This window comes from Vitreimonas flagellata, from assembly GCF_004634425.1.
Lineage (GTDB): Bacteria > Pseudomonadota > Alphaproteobacteria > Caulobacterales > Aquidulcibacteraceae > Vitreimonas > Vitreimonas flagellata.
Window position 1 is genome coordinate 759,902 of the sequence record NZ_SBJL01000001.1, and the last position, 21,322, is coordinate 781,223.

General features: G+C 65.5%; 22 protein-coding genes and 1 tRNA gene. 4 read left to right on the plus strand and 19 right to left on the minus strand.

From position 1 onward, the window contains the following. Positions 1-35: 35 nt before the first annotated feature. From EPJ54_RS03870 to EPJ54_RS03885, 4 genes are all read right to left on the minus strand, one after another. Positions 36-575 (minus strand): hypothetical protein, encoded by a 540-nt coding sequence (locus tag EPJ54_RS03870; RefSeq protein WP_135210343.1) that lies wholly within the window; start codon positions 573-575, stop codon positions 36-38. Positions 576-695: 120 nt separating this feature from the next. Next, a tRNA-Val gene (locus EPJ54_RS03875) sits at positions 696-770 on the minus strand. Further along, positions 761-1,567: a potassium channel family protein gene (locus tag EPJ54_RS03880; protein WP_135210344.1), complete on the minus strand. Its 807-nt coding sequence runs from the start codon at positions 1,565-1,567 to the stop codon at positions 761-763. The genes EPJ54_RS03875 and EPJ54_RS03880 overlap by 10 nt, the downstream gene beginning before the upstream one ends. Then, positions 1,564-2,025: a GFA family protein gene (locus tag EPJ54_RS03885; RefSeq protein ID WP_135210345.1), complete on the minus strand. Its 462-nt coding sequence runs from the start codon at positions 2,023-2,025 to the stop codon at positions 1,564-1,566. The genes EPJ54_RS03880 and EPJ54_RS03885 overlap by 4 nt, the downstream gene beginning before the upstream one ends. Positions 2,026-2,078: 53 nt before the next feature. Between EPJ54_RS03885 and EPJ54_RS03890 the strand changes: the two genes are divergently transcribed. Then, positions 2,079-3,299, plus strand: coding sequence for a CaiB/BaiF CoA transferase family protein (locus tag EPJ54_RS03890; protein WP_135210346.1), 1,221 nt, complete (start codon positions 2,079-2,081; stop codon positions 3,297-3,299). A 77-nt stretch (positions 3,300-3,376) separates the two neighbouring features. Further along, on the plus strand, positions 3,377-3,730 hold the full coding sequence (locus tag EPJ54_RS03895; RefSeq protein ID WP_135210347.1) for a YMGG-like glycine zipper-containing protein: 354 nt from the start codon (positions 3,377-3,379) through the stop codon (positions 3,728-3,730). Between the two features lie 66 nt (positions 3,731-3,796). On the opposite strand, the gene EPJ54_RS03900 is transcribed toward EPJ54_RS03895, so the two are convergent. The 12 genes from EPJ54_RS03900 to EPJ54_RS03945 form a co-directional block, all read right to left on the minus strand. Further along, on the minus strand, positions 3,797-4,261 hold the full coding sequence (locus EPJ54_RS03900) for a chemotaxis protein CheW (protein WP_135210348.1): 465 nt from the start codon (positions 4,259-4,261) through the stop codon (positions 3,797-3,799). A 13-nt stretch (positions 4,262-4,274) separates the two neighbouring features. Next, positions 4,275-5,699, minus strand: a complete 1,425-nt coding sequence (locus EPJ54_RS03905) for a methyl-accepting chemotaxis protein (RefSeq protein WP_239590743.1) — start codon at positions 5,697-5,699, stop codon at positions 4,275-4,277. A gap of 279 nt (positions 5,700-5,978) precedes the next feature. Beyond that, positions 5,979-6,116: a hypothetical protein gene (locus EPJ54_RS19715; protein WP_167755565.1), complete on the minus strand. Its 138-nt coding sequence runs from the start codon at positions 6,114-6,116 to the stop codon at positions 5,979-5,981. Next, positions 6,113-7,696 (minus strand): Hsp70 family protein, encoded by a 1,584-nt coding sequence (locus tag EPJ54_RS03910; protein ID WP_135210349.1) that lies wholly within the window; start codon positions 7,694-7,696, stop codon positions 6,113-6,115. The genes EPJ54_RS19715 and EPJ54_RS03910 overlap by 4 nt, the downstream gene beginning before the upstream one ends. Then, entirely contained in the window at positions 7,693-8,961 is a 1,269-nt protein-coding gene (locus EPJ54_RS03915) for a hypothetical protein (protein WP_135210350.1), read from the minus strand. Before EPJ54_RS03915 ends, EPJ54_RS03910 begins: the two co-directional genes overlap by 4 nt. 15 nt (positions 8,962-8,976) lie before the next feature. Beyond that, positions 8,977-9,348 (minus strand): hypothetical protein, encoded by a 372-nt coding sequence (locus EPJ54_RS03920; protein ID WP_135210351.1) that lies wholly within the window; start codon positions 9,346-9,348, stop codon positions 8,977-8,979. Further along, the gene (locus EPJ54_RS19720) at positions 9,345-9,593 is read right to left on the minus strand and encodes a hypothetical protein (protein WP_167755566.1); all 249 of its coding nucleotides are present in this window, start codon (positions 9,591-9,593) and stop codon (positions 9,345-9,347) included. Before EPJ54_RS19720 ends, EPJ54_RS03920 begins: the two co-directional genes overlap by 4 nt. After that, positions 9,577-10,554, minus strand: coding sequence for a hypothetical protein (locus EPJ54_RS03925; RefSeq protein WP_135210352.1), 978 nt, complete (start codon positions 10,552-10,554; stop codon positions 9,577-9,579). Before EPJ54_RS03925 ends, EPJ54_RS19720 begins: the two co-directional genes overlap by 17 nt. Position 10,555: 1 nt before the next feature. Next, entirely contained in the window at positions 10,556-11,275 is a 720-nt protein-coding gene (locus EPJ54_RS03930; RefSeq protein ID WP_135210353.1) for a hypothetical protein, read from the minus strand. A 24-nt stretch (positions 11,276-11,299) separates the two neighbouring features. After that, positions 11,300-11,707, minus strand: coding sequence for a hypothetical protein (locus EPJ54_RS19725; RefSeq protein ID WP_167755567.1), 408 nt, complete (start codon positions 11,705-11,707; stop codon positions 11,300-11,302). 8 nt (positions 11,708-11,715) lie between these two features. After that, positions 11,716-12,150: a hypothetical protein gene (locus tag EPJ54_RS03940; RefSeq protein WP_135210355.1), complete on the minus strand. Its 435-nt coding sequence runs from the start codon at positions 12,148-12,150 to the stop codon at positions 11,716-11,718. After that, positions 12,150-13,523: a hypothetical protein gene (locus EPJ54_RS03945; protein WP_135210356.1), complete on the minus strand. Its 1,374-nt coding sequence runs from the start codon at positions 13,521-13,523 to the stop codon at positions 12,150-12,152. The genes EPJ54_RS03940 and EPJ54_RS03945 overlap by 1 nt, the downstream gene beginning before the upstream one ends. A 38-nt stretch (positions 13,524-13,561) precedes the next feature. Between EPJ54_RS03945 and EPJ54_RS19730 the strand changes: the two genes are divergently transcribed. Together EPJ54_RS19730 and EPJ54_RS03950 are read left to right on the plus strand one after the other, a co-directional pair. Then, positions 13,562-13,702, plus strand: coding sequence for a hypothetical protein (locus EPJ54_RS19730; RefSeq protein WP_167755568.1), 141 nt, complete (start codon positions 13,562-13,564; stop codon positions 13,700-13,702). A 32-nt stretch (positions 13,703-13,734) separates the two neighbouring features. After that, positions 13,735-14,043, plus strand: a complete 309-nt coding sequence (locus tag EPJ54_RS03950) for a hypothetical protein (protein ID WP_135210357.1) — start codon at positions 13,735-13,737, stop codon at positions 14,041-14,043. Here EPJ54_RS03950 and EPJ54_RS03955 read toward each other — a convergent pair. Genes EPJ54_RS03955 through EPJ54_RS03965 form a run of 3 tightly spaced genes read right to left on the minus strand, consistent with a single transcriptional unit; the run spans position 14,040 to position 21,322 of the window. Next, the gene (locus EPJ54_RS03955) at positions 14,040-17,684 is read right to left on the minus strand and encodes a hypothetical protein (RefSeq protein ID WP_135210358.1); all 3,645 of its coding nucleotides are present in this window, start codon (positions 17,682-17,684) and stop codon (positions 14,040-14,042) included. The two genes, EPJ54_RS03950 and EPJ54_RS03955, sit on opposite strands and share 4 nt — an antisense overlap. Next, positions 17,681-19,867, minus strand: a complete 2,187-nt coding sequence (locus EPJ54_RS03960; protein WP_135210359.1) for a hypothetical protein — start codon at positions 19,865-19,867, stop codon at positions 17,681-17,683. Before EPJ54_RS03960 ends, EPJ54_RS03955 begins: the two co-directional genes overlap by 4 nt. A 3-nt stretch (positions 19,868-19,870) precedes the next feature. Continuing rightward, positions 19,871-21,322: a hypothetical protein gene (locus EPJ54_RS03965; RefSeq protein WP_135210360.1), complete on the minus strand. Its 1,452-nt coding sequence runs from the start codon at positions 21,320-21,322 to the stop codon at positions 19,871-19,873.

The window sequence follows — 21,322 nt, forward strand, 5'->3', positions numbered from 1 at the left end:
CAAGCGCGCACGGACGGGTTTTGTAGCTGCAGCCTCTAAGGCGTGCTGTCCGGCAATGCCGCCAATTGCGGCGCGCGGATCGGGTCTTCCCAGCGCATGGTCGGCGAGGTCACGCGCAGCAGCGCTTCGAGCCGATCATTCGGGATCAGCGCTTCAGAGCCACCCTGCCCGGCTACGCCGACAAAAGTCGCACCCGTTCGCGTGTCTATGGCGAGGACTGAGCGGCCGTGAGCGCAACCCGACAACGCGCAGCCCGAAAACACGAGAGCTTCCGCCCCGCCCCCAGACGCCACAACGGCGGGCTGCTGGACCGCCATGCCCGCCTCAAAGCGCGCTTGTTCCGGCCCATTCAACCGTAACGAGTCGGCGGAATACCGTTGCATACCATCGATTTCAGCGAAGGCCGCGTAATCCAGCCCCGCCAAAGGCCGAATGTCGGGGTCGAGGTAGGCTGGCGCGGCGGGGGCGCTTGGGGCCGAGGCCGCGGGCGCCGGTTCAAGCCCGACACGGTCACAGCCCGCAACGGCCAAAACCGCCAATGCGCCAAGTCCGCAACGAGTCATCGCCCAGCTCATGCGCAGACTCATACCCCGGCACGCGTGTGAGGCGAAGCTTTTATCCACAGGCGGCGGGCTCTGTGCTGGTCGCCCTCTCGGCTTCAGCGCAGCCTTCGCACCGCTGCGCGCAGATAAGGCTGGTGGGCGGTGAGGGGATCGAACCCCCGACCCTCTCGGTGTAAACGAGACGCTCTACCGCTGAGCTAACCGCCCTCTAGGTCGCGCCTTCTGACCGCAAGCGCGCGCCGACGCAAGGCCGCGCCCAATTTCTCGCCGCACGACTTGCAGAATTTCGCGTCCTGTTCGTGCCGATCGAGCCCGCAGGCGTGGCATGGGATGATCTTGTGCGAACTGGCGAAGGCTTTCTGCGCGATGGAGAAAAACAGGCTGATGCCCGTGATCATCAGAACAACCGAGAACAGCCGCCCGGCGGCGCTGTCGATGGTGATGTCGCCGTAACCCGTTGTCGTAAGCGACGTGACGACGAAATAAATCGCATCGACAAAATTGTTGAGCTTCGGGTGCTGTCCAAGGAACACAGCCTGCGTGAAGCCCGCCGCCATGAAAATGAACACGAACAACGTGACAATCGCTTTCGTGAGATCCTCGATCCGTGTCTCGTCGAAACGTCCGCGCGCCAGCACGTTCCAGAACCGCTCGCTGTGTACGATCGTCCAAAGCCGCGCGATGCGTAGGAAGCCCCAATTGTGGAGCACCGTCGGCAATAACAACGTGGCGAAGACGACGAGATCGATCCACGTCGTCGGATATTTTAGCCAGCGTTTCAACGTGCCGAACGCGAACAAGCGCGCAAACAAATCCGTCGCGAGGAACACCGCAATGGCGGCGTCCACCATCCAGAACCACGGCTGTTCGGCAATGAATTGGCTGCCGATAAAAAAGCCGATGATCAGCAGATCAAGCGCCAGCAGCACGCCCTGAAAGCGCAGCGCGCGCTGCGTGTGGCCGAAATAAAGCGCCCGCACCCGCGAGCGAAGCCGCGATCTCATGAGCTTTGATTGACCTGCATGTTGGCGAAGAACGCCTGTGCGCTCTCGCTTTCGCCGGTGCGCTCAGCCTTCACATCCTCGCAGAACTTTACCCAAGGCAGGCGGCTCTCAATACCAAACTGAATCTCGATCGGCACATCCTCCGGCGCGTCGAGCGAGCCAATCGTCACATAGAAGCGGGCCTCTGGCGTGTTGTAAGCGAACGAGAGCGGCGTGCCGCAATCGCGACAAAAGCCACGCTGCGCCAGATTGGAACTGGCGAACATCGCAGGCTCACCAGCCGTCCACGCGAATTCCGCCTTCGGCGCGCCTACGAGTGCAGCGAAAACCCCGCCCGTCGCGCGCTGGCACATGCGGCAATGGCAGACGTGACTGGCTTGCGGCTTAACGTACAGCGCATAGCGCACAGCCCCGCATTGGCAGCCGCCTGTGGCGATCGGCGTTTTGACTTCGCTCATGGCCTCGCTCTACCACCGCCCCCTATTGGCGCAAAGCGATAGGCGACGAGCTCATGAGCGAGACCAAACCCAAAGCCGCCCTCGAAGGCGTGCGCGTGCTCGATCTCTCCCGCGTGCTCGCCGGCCCTTGGGCGACGCAAATCCTGGGCGATCTCGGCGCCGACGTGATCAAGATTGAAAAGCCAGGCGCCGGCGACGATACCCGCGCCTGGGGGCCGCCCTTTCTGAAGGGCGAAGGTGATGCGCATGGCGACGCCGCCTATTATCTCGCCGCCAACCGCAACAAGCGCTCCGTCACAATTGATTTCGCAAAGCCGGAAGGGGCGGCGCTTGTGAAGCGCCTTATTCCGCAATGCCAAATCTTCGTCGAAAACTTCAAAACCGGCGGCTTGAAGAAGTACGGCCTCGATTACGAGAGCGTGCGCGCGATCAATCCGGCCATCGTTTATTGCTCGATTACCGGCTTCGGTCAGAACGGACCGTACGCGAAGCGGCCTGGCTACGATTACATCATCCAAGGCATGGGCGGCTTAATGAGCCTCACCGGCGAACCGATGGGCGAACCGATGAAGAGCGCCGTCGCCGTCGCCGATCTTTTCACCGGCATGTACGCAGTAACCGGCATTCTCGCGGCACTCCGCCACGCCGAACGCACCGGCGAAGGCCAACAGATCGATGCCGCACTGCTCGACGCGCAAGTCGCGATGCTCGCCAATCTCGGCGCCAGCTATTTGCAATCCAACGAAAAGCCCACGCGCCTCGGCAATCAGCACGCCGCGATCGCGCCCTACCAGGTGCTGCCGACCGCAGACGGCCACATCATTCTCGCCGTCGGCAATGACGGCCAATTTCGCGATTTCTGCGAGGCCGCCGGCGTGAAGCTCTGCGACGACCCGAAATTCGCGCATAACGAAGCGCGCGTGCACAATCGCGTCGAACTCACCGCAGCACTCAACACGATCATGCAGCGCAAAAGCACGGCGCAATGGGTGTCGGCGCTCGAAACTGCGCAAGTACCTTGCGGGCCGATCAACACACTCGATCAGGTTTACGCCGACCCGCAGGTGATCGCCCGCAATGCCGTTGAAAACATCACGCGCGCGGATGGCACGCCGCTGAAGCTCGCCGCCAATCCGCTGCGCATGAGCGAGACACCGCCGCGCACACGCGCAGCGCCGCCGCCGCTAGGCGAAAACACCGACGATGCGCTGAAGGAACTTCTCGCGCTAAGCGAAGCAGAACTCGCACGTCTGCGTGAAGCGAACGTCATCTAACACCTCTCCACAGAACGCGGCGGAACGCAGGCCGACCGAACGGCGTTTCATGGCTCGAAGCTTTGAAGGAGAGTTCCATGCGCATGAGCTTGATTGCATCGATCGCATCCGCCGCCCTGTTGGCGGCTGCGTGTACGCAGACTGGTAATATGGAACGCGGCGCTGCAACCGGCGCTGTGCTCGGCGGCGTTGCCGGCGCTGTGATCGGCAACAATGTCGGCGATGGCGATGCGGAAACCGGCGCAGCTATTGGCGCCGCAGTAGGTGCGGCCGGCGGCGCCTATGCAGGCTGCGTACGTGACGGGCGCTGTGGCAACAACGGCCAACAAGTGAACCGTCGTGAATCGTACGACGCGCGCTCGGGCCGCTATTATTTCCGCGATCCGCAATCGGGCCAATATTATTACGAGAACGGCGAGCGTTACCCGTAAGCCGTCATCCGCAAACTCTGAAATAGACGCGCCGCGCTTCTTCAAAGGAGCGCGGCGTTGTCGTTCTTAAGCGGCGATCGAGACTTCGCGCGGGAGGACGTTTTCGAGCACGATCCAGGTGATCAGGCGCTCGCCCTCCACCAGAATGCCCTTCACGAACGAGCCGTCGCCATCAACCACGGCCGGCGGCGGCTGCAGCGCGTCGGCGCCCGCCGTCATGATCTCGGACACCTCATCGACCAACAGGCCAACCAAGCCTTCGCCCATGCGCACGACGATAATCGCATTGCGCGCGCTGACTTCCGTAGGGCCAAAGCCCAAACGGTCAGCGAGATCGAGGATGGGCAATACAGCGCCGCGCAGATTGATCACGCCACGCACGAAACGCGGCGCCTGCGGCAACGGCGTCGCCGCCGCCCAGCCGCGAATTTCGCGCACTTCCTGAATGTCGATGCAATATTCTTGGCCCGCAATGCGGAAGAGCATCAGTTCCATTTGACCTTTGCCCCCGTGCACGTCTTCGCGCAGCATGTTCGTTCCTCCATCAAGCGCGACGGCGCTGCCCCCGGGCCGATGAGGGCTGCCAGGTTTGCACCACAGGGGCGTTCGCCACCGTGAAGCGCCCCATCAGCGCCGCGAGTTGCTCGGCGTCATGCGCCAGCGACGTGCTCGCGGCCGTGCTCTCCTCGACCATGGCCGCATTCTGCTGCGTCATTTGATCCATTTCGTTAACGGCGCTGTTAACTTGCTTCAGCGCGGTGGCCTGTTCTTGTGACCCAGCCGCGATCTGCTCAACGATCTGAGAAATCTCTGAAATCTGGCTAACAATACCGCGGAGGGACTGGCCGGTGGCGTTCACCAGCTCGACGCCCTTCTCCACTTCATCGGCCGCCGTGGAGACCAAAATCTTAATCTCGCGCGCGGCTTCCGACGAGCGTTGCGCCAGGCCGCGCACTTCACTGGCCACAACCGCAAAGCCCCGGCCCGCATCACCTGCACGCGCCGCTTCGACGCCAGCATTCAACGCCAGCAGATTGGTTTGGAACGCGATCTCGTCGATCACGCCGATGATCCGGCCGATCTGACCCGAAGAGCGATGGATTTCGCCCATTGCGGCGACCGCGGTTTGCACGATCTCGCCGGAGCGCTCGCCTTCTTGCTTGGCTTGGCGCACGACCGCGTTGGCGTGATTGGCGCCTTGCGCCGTGGTGCCGACAGTCGCGGTGATTTCGTCGAGCGAGGCGGCGGTCTCTTCGAGGTTGGCCGCCTGCTGCTCGGTACGGCGTGACAGCGAATCCGCTGCGCTAGCCAAGTCTTGCGTACCGTTCTGCATGCCGCGCGCCACATCGGCCGCCGCGCTGATCGCTTCATGCATCTCGGAAATCGCTGCGTTGTAGTCCAAACGCAGTCGCTCATAGCTCTCGGGGAAATCATCATCGATCGACGCCGTGAGGTCGCCATCGGAAAGCCGTTTCAACGCATCTGCGAGCGCGGCGACCACGCTGTTCTGCTCGGCTTCCTTCGCGGCGCGCTCTGCTTCCAATTGAATGCGCCGCTGCTCCTGCGCGGTGACGTCGGAAGCGATCTTGATAACTTTGATGGTCCTGCCTGCGCCATCGAGCACCGGATTGTAGGACGCCTGGATGTAAATTTCGGCGCCGGACTTTGTGACGCGCCGAAAGACTTGCGCGAAGAATTGCCCCGACTGCAGTTTGCGCCAGAATTCGCGGTACGCTTCGGTCTCGCGTTCCGCCGGGTCCATGAAGATGCGGTGATGCTGGCCGACGATCTCTTGAAGGCCATATCCGACCGCCCCGAGGAAGTTTTCATTCGCCCAAAGGATCGTGCCATTGGGCTCGAACTCGATCAGTGCTTGCGATCGCCCAATTGCCGCGAATTTTGCTTCAAGATCCGCTGATTGCGCCACCTGTGCCACCGCCGCTTCTGCGCGCCGTGAGAACATGCCCATGATGCCGCCCGCCCTGTGCCTTATGGCCTATGCCGCAAGGAGGAGCGTGCGCTCGTCTGGTTAATATAATTCGCGTTACACGTGCATCGACACCGGTGTACCCGGTATAATTGTTCTAACCTAAGTTAGAAATGCAATGGTCGGGGCAGAGGGATTCGAACTCTCGACATCCAGCTCCCAAAGCTGGCCGGAATCCATGGGGCGTATGGGCGGGCGTGTACGAAAACGCCCTCACCCACCCCAATTAGACCAGTGGGTTACCCGGCCGATGTACGAAAATCAGTCGCCGATTTTGCCCACCAGATCGACGGCGATCGGCAGCACCGTGTTGAACAGCGCCACCCCGGCCGCGGCCAGAAAACCGAACACGATCGGCTGCCACCAGCGCCACGCCGACGGCAATAACTCGATGCTCATGCTGCTTCTCCCCTCACGCTCCGCGCGGCCTTGGCCATGCGCTCCACGGCCTTCGGCGCGAGCCCCGCGGCCTCTGCGGTGATGTTGTTGCTCCGCCCGGTGGCGCGATCCTTGGCGCTGGCCGTGACGATGCCGTCGACGTCGATGTCGATCGTGACGTCGACGCGCGCGGCGCCCGCGGGCCTGGCCCCGATGCCCTCGAGGTGAAATTGGCCGAGCGCCAGGTTGTCAGCGGCGAGCTCGGCCCCGCCCTGGCGTAAGCGTACCGTCACCGCCTCCTGAGAGTCGACCTGGGTCGTGCACGCTCGCTTTACCTGACAGGGGATCTTGGTCTGGGCCGGGATCAGCACGGCCATCGAGTGATCGGCGGTCTCGATGCCGATCGGGTGTGGGGTGACGTCCACCAGCTCAATGTCGAGCTGGCCGGTGAGCGCCGCCGCCAGGATCGCCGCACCGCGGGCCACGATCTGATCCGGATCGGGCGCGCGCCACGGCACGCCGCCGAAATAGGTCGTGGCCGCCTCGAGCACGGCCGGCGCGCGTGTCATGCCGCCCACCAGCAGCAGCTCGTCGACATCACCGGGCGCAATGCCGGCGTCGGCGAGCGCGGCCTCGCAGCAATCGATCGTACGCGCCACCAGGTCGGCGGTGAGCCCGTCGAACTGCTCGCGGGTGATCTCGAGATCGAGATCGATGTGCGGCCGCCCGTCGGCGCCGGGCTTCACCGGCTCCAGTGCTGCGTAAGGGATCGAGAATTGCACCCGATCACTTTCGGAAAGCGCCCGCTTCACCCGCTCGGCCTCGTCGGCCAGGCGCTGCAGCGAGACCTTGCCCTCGCGCAGATCGACGCCGTGATCGGCCAGGAAGCGCTCGGCCACCCAATCGATCAGCCGGGCGTCGAAGTCGTCGCCGCCGAGGAAGGTGTCGCCATTGGTCGAGAGCACCTCAAACTGGCCGCTCTCAGCCCGCAGCACCGAAAGGTCGAAGGTGCCCCCGCCCAGGTCGTAAACCGCCACCGTGCGGCCGTCCCTGGCGTCGATATCGGCCGCCAGCGCCGCCGCCGTCGGCTCGTTAACGATGCGCAGCACCTCGATGCCGGCGATGCCTGCAGCGTCGCGCGTGGCCCGGCGCTGGGCGTCGTTGAAGAACGCCGGCACGGTGATCACCGCCTTGGTGACCTCCCGGCCCAAAGCCCGCTCGGCGGCCTTTTTCAGCCGCGTCATCACCATTCCCGAGATCTGCGCCGGCGGCATCGGATTGTCCCGCCCCTGAATCCAGGCCTCGCCGTTGTCAGCCCGCGCGATTGCGAACGGCGACTTGGTCGCCATCTGCGCGGTCTCGTCCTCGGTGAAGGCCCGCCCGATAAGCCGCTTCACCGAGCGATACGTGTGCTCAGGGTTGAGTTCGGCCTCGCGTTTGGCAGGCCAGCCCACCAACACCTCGCCGTTGTCCTTCACGGCGACCATGGACGGCGTCACCAGCGCGCCCTCGATGTCCTTGATCACTTCCACAACGCCGGCTTTACGCCAAACCGCGATGCACGAATTCGTCGTGCCGAGATCGATACCCACCGCCGTCATTGCGTTTGCTCCTCAGGCACGCGAGCACCTGTTAGTTTCGACATCAGATCGTCGATATCATCGCCCTCGGGCGGTGATTGCGGACCTGGCTCTTCTGGATTGTCGGCCGTGGGCTCGGAATCAGACCGGCGGCGATCACGGCTTGAGCCGCGCGGCGCGCGATCGTCGTCGACGCGCCAGTGACCCGCCACCCGCTTTTGCCGGCGGCCGTGCTCGTCAACCATCATGTGGCGCTGTGTAAACTCGGGATCCTCCACCAGACGCCAATCGGCCAGGATCGGTAAATCGAGATCATCGGCAGGCGTCGCCGGCGCGATAATTTCCTCGTCCTCATTTGTGGGCGGATTTTGGGACACTGGCTCGCCCTCGAGCACGCCGAGTTTGCTCGTGGCGCCCACCAGGCCGAGGCCCGCGCCCAGCACCAGCAGCATCTCGACGACGCCCGATCGGAGTAGATCCAGCAGCGACGCCACGAGCTCGCGCGCAAGGCCCGTGGCGCTGGCCACTTCGCCGTCCACCGGGCGCGGATCGGTGAATTCCTGGTGCGTGGTGACGTTCGCCGATCGCGCGGCCTGCAGCGCCGCCTCCAGGCGCGCGCGCTCAGCGTTGTCGAGCCTGGTCTGCTCGGTGTTGGCGGTGATGATCCGCGATCGCGCGGTGGCGAAATTCTCGGGCGTGCGCGCGAGCTCGGCGCGACCCTGCTCGGCACGCTGCGCGGCTTCCAGGTTGTGACGCTGCAGCGCGCTCGTCGCTTCCGACACCGACGACGTCGCGCCGTCGATCGCCACAACGCTGGCGCCGCCCGACATGCGCTGCTCGTGCAGGTAATAATTCCACATGCCGAGCAGCGAGATCGCGAACAGCGCCGCCACCAGCAACGCGCCAGCGCCGACCGTGACGTTCGGCAGGTGCAGGTGCGCCGATCGGATCTTGAGGCCTTTGAAGCGCTGCTCGTCGAACTCGAGGATCGGCACGATCAGCGGCACGCGCACCGGCGACGTTCCCTCGGCCGCGTAACGCACGATCGCGAAGCCGAGCGCACCGGCGAAAGTAAAGCCCCAGGCGATGTCGGTGGCCAGCCGATCGTCAGCCATCCACAAGCGCCACGACGCGACCTGGCTCGGGCCTGCGATCCAGCAGAGCACGTAGATCGACAGCACGAGCCAAGCGAATTTGAAGAGACGACGCACGAGTGCGCCAGGCGGCCCGATCACATTGCGCGGGTCGCGCCAATATGAGGCGAACGCCTCAAACCAGAGGTGCATGCTCTAAAACTCCAATTAACCGCGCAGCATCCATGCGAGCGCGAACGCGCCGGCGATGCCGAGGATTGTGTTGATGGTCGAACCGAGGTCGCCCTTGCGTCGACCGCTCTGCCTGTCGAGCGCATCGATCGCGCGCGTCAGCACGACGGCCAGACCGTCAGCCGCGGCCGTCGTCGGCGGCGGCTGCGGTGGTGGCGCAGACAAGCGATCGAGCTTCGCCGACAATTCCGCGCGCATGCGCTCCACCGTGTCCGGGATGTGCATCAGCTTGGCGCGCATCTCGATGTCGTTGTGCTCGAGCTTGGTGATCTGGCTCTGCAGGTTGTCCTTCAGTGCGACGTGCTCGCGATACGAAACTAAACCTTCCCCCCCAGCCTCACTCGTCATTGCACATCCCTCCCCCCGCGATATCGCGCCTGCTGCTCCTCGGCCGTGCGCCTGTTGAATTCCGCGCAGCGCACGCCCACCAGGCGCACGTCCTCGTATTGGGTGCGCACCTCGTCGGCGTAGCTGATGGTTGAGTCAGCAACGGCGCGCGCGTGCGCGAGCTCCTGCGACGCCGGCGGCAGCGGCCCAGGATTGTAGGCCTGCAGCGCCGGCGGATCGCGTTGACACTCAGCCGGCGGGATCACCGGCGGCTGGGGTGGCGGACACACTGGGCACGGAGGCGGGCTCAGAAAGCTCGCGCAACCGCTCACTGTAATCGACAACATCGCCAGGGCGGCGAGCTTGAGCTTCATGACGTCTGCTCCTCTCACGTTGCTGCAAGCGCGCACGCAAATCGTCGCGCTCATCCATCAAAGTCGCGGATTCCAATTCCTCCTCGATCGAGCGCGTGATCGCCTCGTCTCGAGCCGCTTGCATGGTCGCCAGATTTTGCTCGGCCACGCCGGCGCGCATCGCCCAACCTTGCGCGACGCGACGCGCCTCGTTGGCGTCGTGCTTCAACCGCTCTACGCGCACGCTTTGCACACCGAGCGCCCCCACCAGGCCGAGCGCTGCATAGAGTGGCCAGAACCGCAGCGGGCCCACTTGCGGCAACACGGCCGCAAAGCGCGACGGCCGCGTCAGCGATGGCGGGTCGGCCAGCGGATCATCACCGAACGCACGCAAGCCTCGCAGGATCTGCACCAGGGTCGCATCCTCGGCGTCGGTGCGATCGGGTTTCAGCGCCAGCGCTTCCCACGTGCGCCGATAGCGCGCCTGGTCCTCATGCTGCGCCGGCGTCGACCAATAGGCCGGATGCGCATCGCTCGCGGCGATCTTCTTGGCGTGCGCGATTGCGTTCCAATGGCGCAGCGCATCGAGCGCCTCACCCGCCTCGCGCCACAGCCAGGCAAACACCTGGCCGAATTCCTTGCGCCGCTCGACGTAGAGCAAAAGCCCAATCGACCAGATCGCGGCCGTGACGAACACAGCCCACTGAAAGAACGGGCTCTCGAGCGTCGCCCACAGAACCAGGCTCACCACCAACGCCCCCGGGCAAAAGCGAAACGCAAACCAGCTGCGCAGCCGACGCATCTGCGCCTGCGCTTCAGCGTCAAGCGTCCAACCCGTCTCGGCGATCGGGCGATGATCATTGCTCTGCACCATGTCAGGTCTCCGGCCAGTCCTGGTCGACTCTCGGGTGATAGGCGCGCGCCGCCTCGACGCTCTGCAGCGCGTTGATCCGATCGATGTGCGCACGCCGTGCGGCCTCGACGCCCTCGCGCAGCTGCGACCAGCTCTCGTGCTGCATGAGCTCGAGCTCCTCGTCGCGTGTGGCGCGCCCGCTCGCCTTCCTGGCGTCAAGCTCCACCATGCGCTCGTAGAGCGTGACGCCGAATCCGGTGCGGGCCGCTGCAGCGCGCGTGACCAGCACGATCAGCGCTGCGCGCGCGCCCTCGATCGAACTCCAATGCGCAGGATCCAGCGGATCGATGTGCACCACCACCGCCGGCGGCGGTTCTGCAGGTGGAGGCGGTGGCGGCGGTGGTTCGACCACAGCTGCCGCCGCCACCGTCTCGCGCTCTGCGATCGCCGCGGCGCGCATGTCGTGCGCCAGGCTGATCGCATCGCTGCGCGCGCCACCATGCGGGCGTCCGCGATACATCGCCCGGATCTTCCAAAGCTCGCCGACACGCTCGACCACGACGTCGTCGAGATCGGCGAGGATCTCGCGCACCTGGCTCGTGACGCCGGCGAGCTCCTCAGCCGCGCGGCGTTCATCTAAGGCGCGACGCGCGACCGCCTCGGCTCTGCGCTTCTTTTCTTCGCGCCCACGCGCCGCGGTAAACGCAGCGCGCTGCGCCTGGCGATCCTTGTCGATCATCATTGCACCTTCGTTGGGAGATCGTTCTCAGGACGATTCAGCGGTTAGGATGATTGTTGCAGTGGCCAGCACGGCTCCAGATGCGGCATCGCGAATTTCAACCGTGAAATTGCAGGTTTTCAGCGTGCTTGAAGCAGAGACCGTCCATGTTCTTGTGGAACTCAAAGCCAGCCACACCCCTGTTGTGCCGCTGCTCAACGTTCCGGAATTTAGCGTTACGCGGCACTCGTACGCCGCGCCGGCCGCCGCCTTCGGCGCGATCCAGTCACCTATGTCAACGTATGAGCCGCCGGTACTAAAGTCTCGCTTGGCGATGTCACCAGTCGATTGAAGCTCATAACCCGCGGTCGCCGACGCAGGCGCGACAACAGTGTCGGTTATGTTTTCGGCTGTAAGGGTTACGCGAGGTTTGGCGCCAGCGCCTGCGGCCAGCATTATTCCCGTCATTCCGCTGGCTCGGCTAGCGCCGCCTCAAGCTCCGAGATGCGTGCACGCGCAAGCTCAAGCGCCACGTTCTTCGCTTCGATGATTGTGTTGGCCTCGGCAATGACTTGTTGGCGGGCGGTCTCGGCGGCGGTTAGCGCCGCACTGTGTGTTTCGCGCAGTGCGCTCAATTCGGCGGCGCGGTCCGCGCGCATTTGCAGGACTTGCGCCTCGACGCGCTCTACGTGGCCGCGCTGCTCTACTGCGGCGTCGCCCAGTAGTGTCTTTAGCGCCTCTTGCGAGATCGGCTCATTTTGCCATTCGGGTTGGCCCACGGTCTCGCCGTCGCGCAACACTTGCACGCGCTTACGCGCCTCTGCGCTGGCGAAGCTTCCGTCAATGTAGAGGCTCACGCGAAGTTCGCGGTCCACTACTTGTTCTGTATAATCCGGCATTAGACCCAATCTCCTTTATAGTGCCAGTTGTTATCGCCGACCGGATTCCAGAGCAGGCCGCAACCGCCTTGCGGAATAGTGACGTTGGCGTTAGCCGGCGCTCCACTGGCCTTGTAATTGTAGAGGGCCACGCCAGAGCCGCGCGACAGCGTGATTTGACTTTCAGCGATGAGGTAAACCGCGAAGCCCTCGGGTACGTCTGTGGTGGATTGCGGCTCCAGCGTATATGTCGGAGTGCCGGACGCAGCTTTAACGCTTCGACCATTGTCGCTCAGCGCAATGCTATACGCGCTGTTGCGAGTATTCGCCGCGCCAAGCCCACGGAAGCCCGCGCTGTTGGACGCTTGGCCTGTAGGTGTTGGCTCAATGCGAAGATCGCAAACGTCAAACTCGGCAACGACCGGCGATTGGCCCGAGCGGGTAACCGTAAGCCAAGACGTTGCCGACGAATAAGCGTCGTTCACAAAGTCAAAGCCAAGCGTCCCGCCGTTGTTCCACCAGCGTTGGTACTTTTCGTTTGTTCCCGCCCCGGTGCTATATAATTGAAAGGACGCGAATGTTGTACTTTGGACGGTTTGCTGCGCCGTGAAGAAGTTTGCGGCACCAAGCTGGGCGCCGGTCGCGGTGGTGAGCACGACGCTCCCGCCGGCAGTGAGCGCCCCATCAAACACAGCGTTGCCGCTGGCGTCGATTTCTACGCGGTCAGTGCCGTTGTAGTCGAACTTCAAAGTGTTTGCGTCGTTGCGCGCACCCCAGGCGTTGTTATTCGTGCTCTCAATCCAGCGTGATTTTGCGGCGGCACCTGAACGATAAAACGTGATGACGTTGGCGTCGGCGCCGCTGAATAAATTTGATCCAGTGTGCGTGTTGTTGCCGCTGTCGGTTTTGTTCGTGTTGAGCTTGCCAACGGCGTCGCCGCTTGTGCCGATCGTTGCGACGGCCGCCGTGCCTAACGCCGCGAGCGTGCGCAGCGCTGCAGCATCGGCAGCATTCCAGATCGAGCGACCAAACGACGTCGACGGCGCGGTCGACACCAGATCAACGCCCGTCGCGTAGATGACGTCGCCGGCAGCCACGGTAAGCCCTGCGATCGCCGTGACGAGCACGTCAGTGAGCATGTAGGCCGAGAGCTGCTCGTGGCGTACGGCTTCGCCGTTGGCAGTCGATGCGCGCAGCCCGCCCACCGTGAAGCCAGCAGCGTCCTGATCGCCTGTAAACGGCGCTTCACCGTTGCGCGCGAGCGAGTCCGACAGCGCATCGGCGATGTCATCCATCTCGGTGTTAACGCCATCAGCGCCGTCCGCCTCGGCGATCTCGCCGCCGACGTACGGATCGACCGCGCGCGCGTAATTGCCGGAACCGTCACGCGGCATGCTTGACTCCCTTGTTAATATCTTGGCCCATGGCGCCCATGGATCTGGTCGCAATCGGCGCGCTGGCGCTCATCGCCCTCGCTGCGCTCGCCTTCTTCTCGAACATGCCGATCGTCGCGATCGCGCTCGTCGTGGTCGCGATCGGCGGCTTCGTCGCCCACCGCGCCGTTACCGATTGAGATAACCCGCTGGGTTGTGCTAAGCTGCGCGCATGACCGAACTGCCGATCGAGCGCCACCGCCGCCAACACTGGCCGTTTAACGCCCCGTTCACCGTCGAATATTCCGAGGTGCGTCGCGCCTATGGCTTGCTCGGTGCAGGCCTGCTCATCGGCGTTCTCGGTGCCCTGCTCGCGGCCGTGCTCCTGTTTGGCCAGACCTGGGATCTAGGCCGCGTCGCCAGCTTTACGTTCAGCGCACTCGGCATCGGTGGCGGCGCCATCGTGCTGATCGTTGGCGCAGGCACGCTGCTTGACGTCTTGTTTGGCCCCCACGACGTCGAAGAGGATCACGACGCCTAAGGCGCTTCCGCGTTCGCCGGCTGCGAGTCGGCCGCCAAAGCCGCAGCGATAACCGAGGCCAATCCCGCCTCACGCAGCAAGTTCACAGCGTCCGGATTGTTGCGGATCGCGTCGGCGATCTGCTTCACCGATGCGCGCGCGTTCTTGCCGATCTCAACACCAAGGATCCTCGCGGCCGATCGCAGCTCGCCGGCGTTGAGCCCGCGCAGATGCGTCTCCACACCACCGCGCCCCGTCGCCTGCAGACGCTCCTCGATCTGCTTGCCGCCCACGCGCCGCGGCTGAGGTGGCGGCGGAGGCCCGGCGCGCACGCCACGCATGCGGCCCTGTACCTGCTGGCCGCGCGCGACGCGCTCCTCGATGTCTGCTGCAGGCGCTGGCTGCATGCTGCGATCGCCGATCGCCGGCGGCGCGCTGCCACGTACGCCGCGCGCGCGACTGGGCGTCAGCATGCGATCTGCGGCGACTGTCGCAGCACCGCCCATGCCGCCGATCCCGGCGCCAGCGAGCGGATCATTGCCCGTAGCTGCAGCTGTTACAGCGCCTGCGCCGGCGCCCGCGCCGATCGCAAGGCCGTCGACCATTGCCGCGCGACCGGGCGTGATGCGTCCGCGCCCCATGCCTTGCGTGCGCGCACTCGAGGGCCCTGCGCTACCGCGCGAAGGGCCAAGCTGACGCCGACGGCCGCGCATGAAGGCGCGACCACCGCGACGCGTCGCCAACGCCGCCGCAATTCCTGCGGGCCCGCTCCACGCCAGATTTGAATTGCCCTGCTGGGTTTCTTCTTCCTGCGGTGCGCCCGCTTCCGTGACGGCCGGATCGACCATGACGCGGCCGAGATAGCTCGTGTTGCCGCGCGCATCGCGCTCCCACGCAAAGCTCTCGCCGTCGCGGTTCGTTCGGATGACGAGCGGCCCGTCATAACGTTCATTCTCCAACGTGCCGAACCGCGGTGCGTCGCCGCCAAATTCCGCATGGTCCGCCGGCGCAATGACATAATCGCCCCGCTGCTCGAACCCCTCGGCTTGCGCCCAGGCCGCCATCTCCTCAGGCGTCTCCGCGTCGGCGTCGCTCACGCCCATCGCGGCAGCCAGGCTACCGATCGTCGAGACGGCGGTCCAATAACCGCCTGTCGCGGCGAGCCCCGCAGCATCGTCCAGATCGAAGCCTGCGCGGGCCGTCAATTTGCGCGCGCGCTCGGCGAGCTCGGCCGGGATTGCTCCACGGCGGTTAGTGTCGAAGCCTTTGCGCGCCGTCGACAGCAAAACCGAGATCGCTTGGGGCGTCGTTCCCAACCGCCGCGCCAGATCCTCGCGCGAGATCCCGGGCGCCGATTCCAGCACGTCGAGAGTGCGCACCAGGCGCTCGTGCGGCACGCGGGTGGCGCCTCCAGTGCCGCGCGCACGCTGCGCAATTGGAACGCCCTCGGCACGCGCCTTGCTCAGTTGCACCTGCAGCGAATTCCCTGAGCTCAGGCCGGTGCGCTCGAGAATGTCGTTGGTGCTGTAGGCAAAGCTGCCGTCGGCGCGTTTGGCGTTCGCCATGATCACCATCTGCGCCCGGCTCGGGCTGCTGATCCACGGGTGACGCCCCACCAGGTCGCGCCACTGATCCGGATCCGTGGGGATCTCTATGTCGACGGTCTCCTCGAGCGTGCGCGCGCGCTGCGCGCCTTCGGGTGCGATCTCTTCGAGGTGATCGCGCAGACGTCGGCCGCGCAGCGATAGATCCGCACCCATCTGATCGAACTGATCGAGCGTGTCGCGCGCCACTTCCAATTCGACCGCCTCGTCGGTAGCGCCCGTCGCCAACCGCCCCGCGTTGTTGGCGCGCAGCGCTTCAATGAATTCGTCGCGTGACGGGATCTCGGTGAAATACCCGTCTTCCCAAGCCGCCGTCGCCAGATCATCGATCTGACGCCCGCCGCCGCCCGTGCGCACGATGCGATGCCAGCCATGCCGGCCCTCGTTCAGGTCGCGCAAGTCGCCGCGATCGTCGCTGATGCCCCCCCTCTTGGCGACCCAGTCGCGAAGCGAGATCTCACGATTAGTGCGCAGCGTGCGCTTCGCCTGGTTGATCGCGTCCGCAGAATTTTCCGCGAAACCTGGTTCTGTTCTCCTAACGGTCGCGCTTCGTACCCCGGTTTCGGTAATGTCGTAATTACGTGCTCGTGCAGCGCCACCACCCCGCCCAGCGAACGCGGTCGGGTCGAAGCCCGACATCAAGCGCCCGTCAGCGCCAAAGAATGGCTTGCCATCAGCCCGATGCGTGATCGGATCGGCCTCGGCCTCATCCACCCGCTGCGCCTGCAGCGTCGGCCCGCGCGCACGGCCGTTGCGCATCGCCGCGAGGCCGTTCTCGCGCGACATAAACTGGCCGTCGACGACAAAGCCCACCACGTTCGGATCTTCGACCTGGCCGCCGTAATGGCCGAACAGCCGCCCCTGAATCTCTTCCGGCGCGCTATCAATCGCCTCGAGGTGATCGGCCCCCGTGTAGACCGTGCCGGTCTCAGGATCGCGCACGGCCGCCCGCCATTGGCGCGCCGCCGGATCTGCGGCCTCGACATCAATCGGCGCTCTGGGCGGCCTTATGCCCTCAGGCGGCGCGTCCGGCGCTGGCCGAGCCTCGAGCACCTCCGACAACCGCTCCTCCTCAGCAGCGCGCCAGGCGCGGCGCTGGGCGGCCTCTGGAGCCTCGCGGATGCCGATCTCGCCGATCGACGCCCGGAGCCCACGCAAGCTCTCGTTTGCGCGCCGTACGTTGCGAGACGCCTCGCCCACGCCAGGCGCGACAGTGAGCCCCGCCATCGTCGTGTCGCCGAGGTTTGCTAACGCCTGGTCGGCAGCACCTTCCTCATCGCCACGGAAACGCAGGCGATCCCGCTGCTGGGCGCCTTCTTCGTAATCGCGCCACGGCTGGCCCAGGAAGTCGAACGCCTCCTCGCCGACCGCCTCGACGAGATCCTGGTTGGGGTGGCGCGCCTGAAACTCGTTCCAGCCGCGCTCGATGCCTGCGCCAGTGCGATTGGCCCAATCGCCAACGTCGTCGGCCGCGGCTCGCGCACGCGTGGCCAGCGATGGCGCTTGGCCCTCCACGACGATGTCCGGCTCGATTTGCCCGTACCAGCGCTGAAAGCGCTCGTCGTCCATGGGCGCTGGGCCCTGGGCGTTGCGCGCCTCGAGTGATGGGCTGTCGAGCGCGTCGTTGTTGATCCAATCGCCCACGGCGCGCAGGCCACGCTGTACGCCTCGCCCAGTGTCGCGGCGGTTCTCACGATCCGCCACCGGATCCACAAACGGCGAAAGCGTGCGCGCGCCCCACTGGATCGGCCAGGCCTGATCGCCCGCCTCGCGATCGTTGGCGCGCTCGAGCACATACTCGTCCTCGCGCGCCTGCTCGATCACCGGGTTGCCTGGCAGGCCCGCGTCGTCGCGCAGCTCGTCGAGCTGCTGGCGCTGCGCTGGCCCCCATTGCTCCTCGGCCCAATCGAGCGCGCGATCCCGCTGGCGGTTCAGGCGCTGCTGGTCGAGCAGACCCTGCGCGCGTTGCTGGCGCGGATCCTCGTTTTTGTCCGTCGTCTTGCGACGGCTTTCCGTCTCGCCCACCAGGCGCGCGAAGAGGCCCGCGAAATCACTCATTGCGCAGCCTCACGCCGACGCGGGCCGCGCTGGTGCGTGGCGGTTTGCGCGCCGACCACGCCGGCGGCAGCGCGAAGCCCGCGTGCGCGCGGCGTCGTCGTCACCGGCGCCGAGGCCTCGCGGATGCGATCGGCGATCGACGTCATGTTCTGGCGCGTCGCCGGCTGATACATGAGCCGCGCCAGCTCCTGGTTCACCTTCGGATCGTAGATGCCCGGCCGCTTCAATCGATCGTACACAGCCGACAAGCCGCGCGTGGCGATCACTTCTGGACGGAAGCCAGAGTCGACGGCCAGGTCGCTCAGGAAGCCGAGCTCGCTCTCGCCATCCGTCAACGCGCGAATGTCTTGCTGCAGAGGCGTCGTGCGCGAGCCCGATTGCACGAAATTGTTGGTTTCCTGTTGCGCCACTTCGCGGTTCAGCCGGCTGATGAAACGCGTGTAGCGGCGCATGGCGGCCGTGCGCTCGCGCCCCGTGAGGCCGGGTCGCACAATCGAGCGCTGCAGCTGCGCCTTCCAATTTTCGTTGCGCATCAATCGCGCCACAAACGCGGTGTCGCCAGAACCGAGTTTCTGATCGATCGCTTCCAGCGCGCCGATCACGAATGCGTCGCCCTCCTCGAGCGTGGCGCCCTGCCCGCGATTGGCCCCGCGCAGCAGCGCATCGATCTCGCCGTCGGCCATGTCGAAAATCTTCCGGCCGGCCTGCGCCATTTCCTCGATACGCATCGATCGACCGTACGAGATCCGCGCGTCGGCCAGGCGCGGCGCTATCATGTCGCTCGCGGCCGTAAAGCCGCTCCAAGCTTGAGACGCTGCGCCGCCCATCGGCGTCGACTTGCCGCCGGCCTGCTCGACGATGTCCCACAGCGCCTGCTGATAATATTCCAAGGTGCGCGCATTCACGCCGTTCGGCAGCGCCGTGTCGGGAGCATCAGGCGAGTAACTGCGCAATTGGCGCAGGTGCCCGATCGCGCGTTGAATGTCCTGCGCTGACCACATCAGCCCCTCGGCTTCGCCCGAAGCGCCGCCGTCTGGTGTCGACGACACACGCGCCAGTCGGCCTTGCACGCCGGCGAGATCGAACTCTGCGATCTCGATCGCCTTCTGCAGCGCGCGCTCCTGCACGCGCCCGCCATGCATGAGCGTCCGTGCTGTGTCCTGAAACGCGCGATCGTCCACTGGTGTGCGATAGGCCTCGTTAAACGCGCTCTGGCGCTGCGCATCGCGCGCGCCGCGCAGCGAATTCAAGAAGTCGTAATACTCGCGCGGGCTGTGCGTCTGCGCAGGCTTAAAGCTCTCCTGCGCCTGGTCGAGCATGCGCCCGCGCAAGCCCGTGCGCCGCGCATCAAGCGCAGTTTTCGCAATGCCCTGGCCGGGCCCATCCACCGTCGCTACCGCGCGCGCCGTATTGGCCCACGTTGGCGCAGCTTCAGCGGCGATCTCTGTCACCGGCCCGCCCTGGTTCGGCAGCTGGTTGGCCCAGCGCGTGAGGTCCTCCGGCTCCATCGGCGGAGCGTTGCCCTCCTCGATGATCCGCGCCGCCTCACGACGCGCCTGCGCCGGCGTCATGCCTTGATCGATCAGCCGTCGTTCGAGCGTGCCCTGGCTCGTGCGTGCATTGCGCAAGCCGCGGCCGGCCAGGCGCGCTGCGCGCTGCGCGGGATCCGCGCCGCCACGTGTGGCCAACGCGGCCACCGTGCCTAGCGCTTCACCAGCTCCCGCACCCACTAGGCCGAGGCCTGTTCCGATTCCTGCTTCAATGCCGCGCTCGGCAGCCGTTTCGCCCGAGCCTGCGCCGTAGAGCCCGCCCGTGAGTGCACTGGAGCTGTAGAGCGCGGCGCGCCCGCCCACGCCGGCCAGGCGTGCAGCCCTGAACGCGGCCGTGCCGGGCACCAGTGAGGCGGTGAGACCGCCTGCCATCGTGAAGCCTGGGCGCTCCTCGCGCGCTTGCTCAAGCCGTCCACGCGCCTCATCGCGGCGCTGACGATAGGCCTCGCCGGCGTCGCGTCCTTCCATCGCTGCCAGCAACGCATCGACGCCGCCGATCGCCTCATCGCCAAAACCGAGCGTAATCGCGTCGCCGAAACCCGCGCCAAAGGCGTCGGCGCCGTTCATGCGATCATCGGCGAAGCGATAGCTCGGCCCGGTTGGGGCCTCATCGACAAAGCGATAGCGCGGCATCTGTTAGCGCGCCCCTGGATTGCCGCTGGTGGCGTGCACGCCAGGCCCACGCGGACCGTCGAACGCTGTGCGGCGCGCGCCTTGGCGCACCCACCGACGCCCGTCGCTCACATAAGCCTGGCCGGAATCGTCGACGATGCGACGGCCGCGGTTAGCTGCAGGATCCGGCAGCTGATCCATCACCCCGCCGGCGCCATTCCCGCCGCCGCCGGCGGCGCTTGGGCTCAGCGTGTCGGCCAGCTCCTCGGGCAGGCCAAGGTTCGGCGCAATCCGATTGGGGTCGAACTCATAGCCCGACGCCATGTCGCTATAGAGCGCGCGATCGCGCTCGTGCTGCTCCAGCCGCGTGGCGTAAATGCCCTGTGCGTCGCGGCCGAACTGGCTGCGCTGATTGGGATCCAGGAACGAGCCGTTGACCGTGCGATTGTAGGCGTTGCGGATCCGATCGGGCACGCCGGCCGCGTTCTGTGCGTTGGCGAATTCACCCTCACGGACCACCGACGTCGGATCGAGCAGCTTCATGTAGCTGAACACGATCGCCATGTCGGTGGTGGCGCTTGGCGCTTGGCCCGCATCGAGCAATTGCCCTTGGCGATTGATCAGCGAATTGATGGTCGAGTAGGCGTCGCGGATCATGATGAAGTCGCCCTGCCCGCGAAGGAATTCACCACGCATCGAGGCCTCAGCGCGTGCGTCGGCGCGTGCCTCGCGGCGGTTGTCATCATTGATGCGCGCGTAGCCGAGGCCGACGTTCTGCTGCGCCAGGTTCCAATCGTCCTCGGCCGGCCCGAAGCGCTCGTACTCGCCGCCCTCGCCTTCGCGGTAGCCTTGGCCGAACAGCGTATTGCGCGCGCGGATCGGGCCCGATCGCTCTTCCAGGTCGAGCGCATCGGCCATCTCGAGCTGCTGGGCGTTGCGACCGCTCAGCATGTTGAACGCGGCCTCTGGGTTTTCGCTGGCCAGCGCGCTGGCTGCGGCGCGCTGCGCTGCGGCCGGATCGTCTGGATTGTTTTCGAAAGCTGCGATCGCATCGGCCATCGAGGCCTCTGACTCGTATTCGTCCTGACGTTCTTTATCGCGATCGTCCTGCTCGCGCCGGCGCTCGTCGCGCGCTGCTCGAGCACGAAAGAACGCCTCGCCGCCGCGCGTAAGTCCCTCGAGCAATGTGCCCGACACCGTTGGCCGACCTACGCCAGAATCCAGTGCATCGACGAGCGCCTGGCGATTGGCCGCCTCGGGATCCTCGTCGATCGGCGAGACGCCGCGCCGATTGAGCGGCGTCAGATCCATCGCGTCCATTGGCGACAACAGATCGATGTTCTCGACACCAAGGTCGAGCGGCCTGATCCCGGCGCCCTGCTGCACGCGGCCACCCGTTGCTTGGGCGAGCGCGGGGTTCGCAGCCTGCGTCGCCGGCGCGCGCGTGCGTTCGGGAAAGCGCTGTCCGAAATTCAT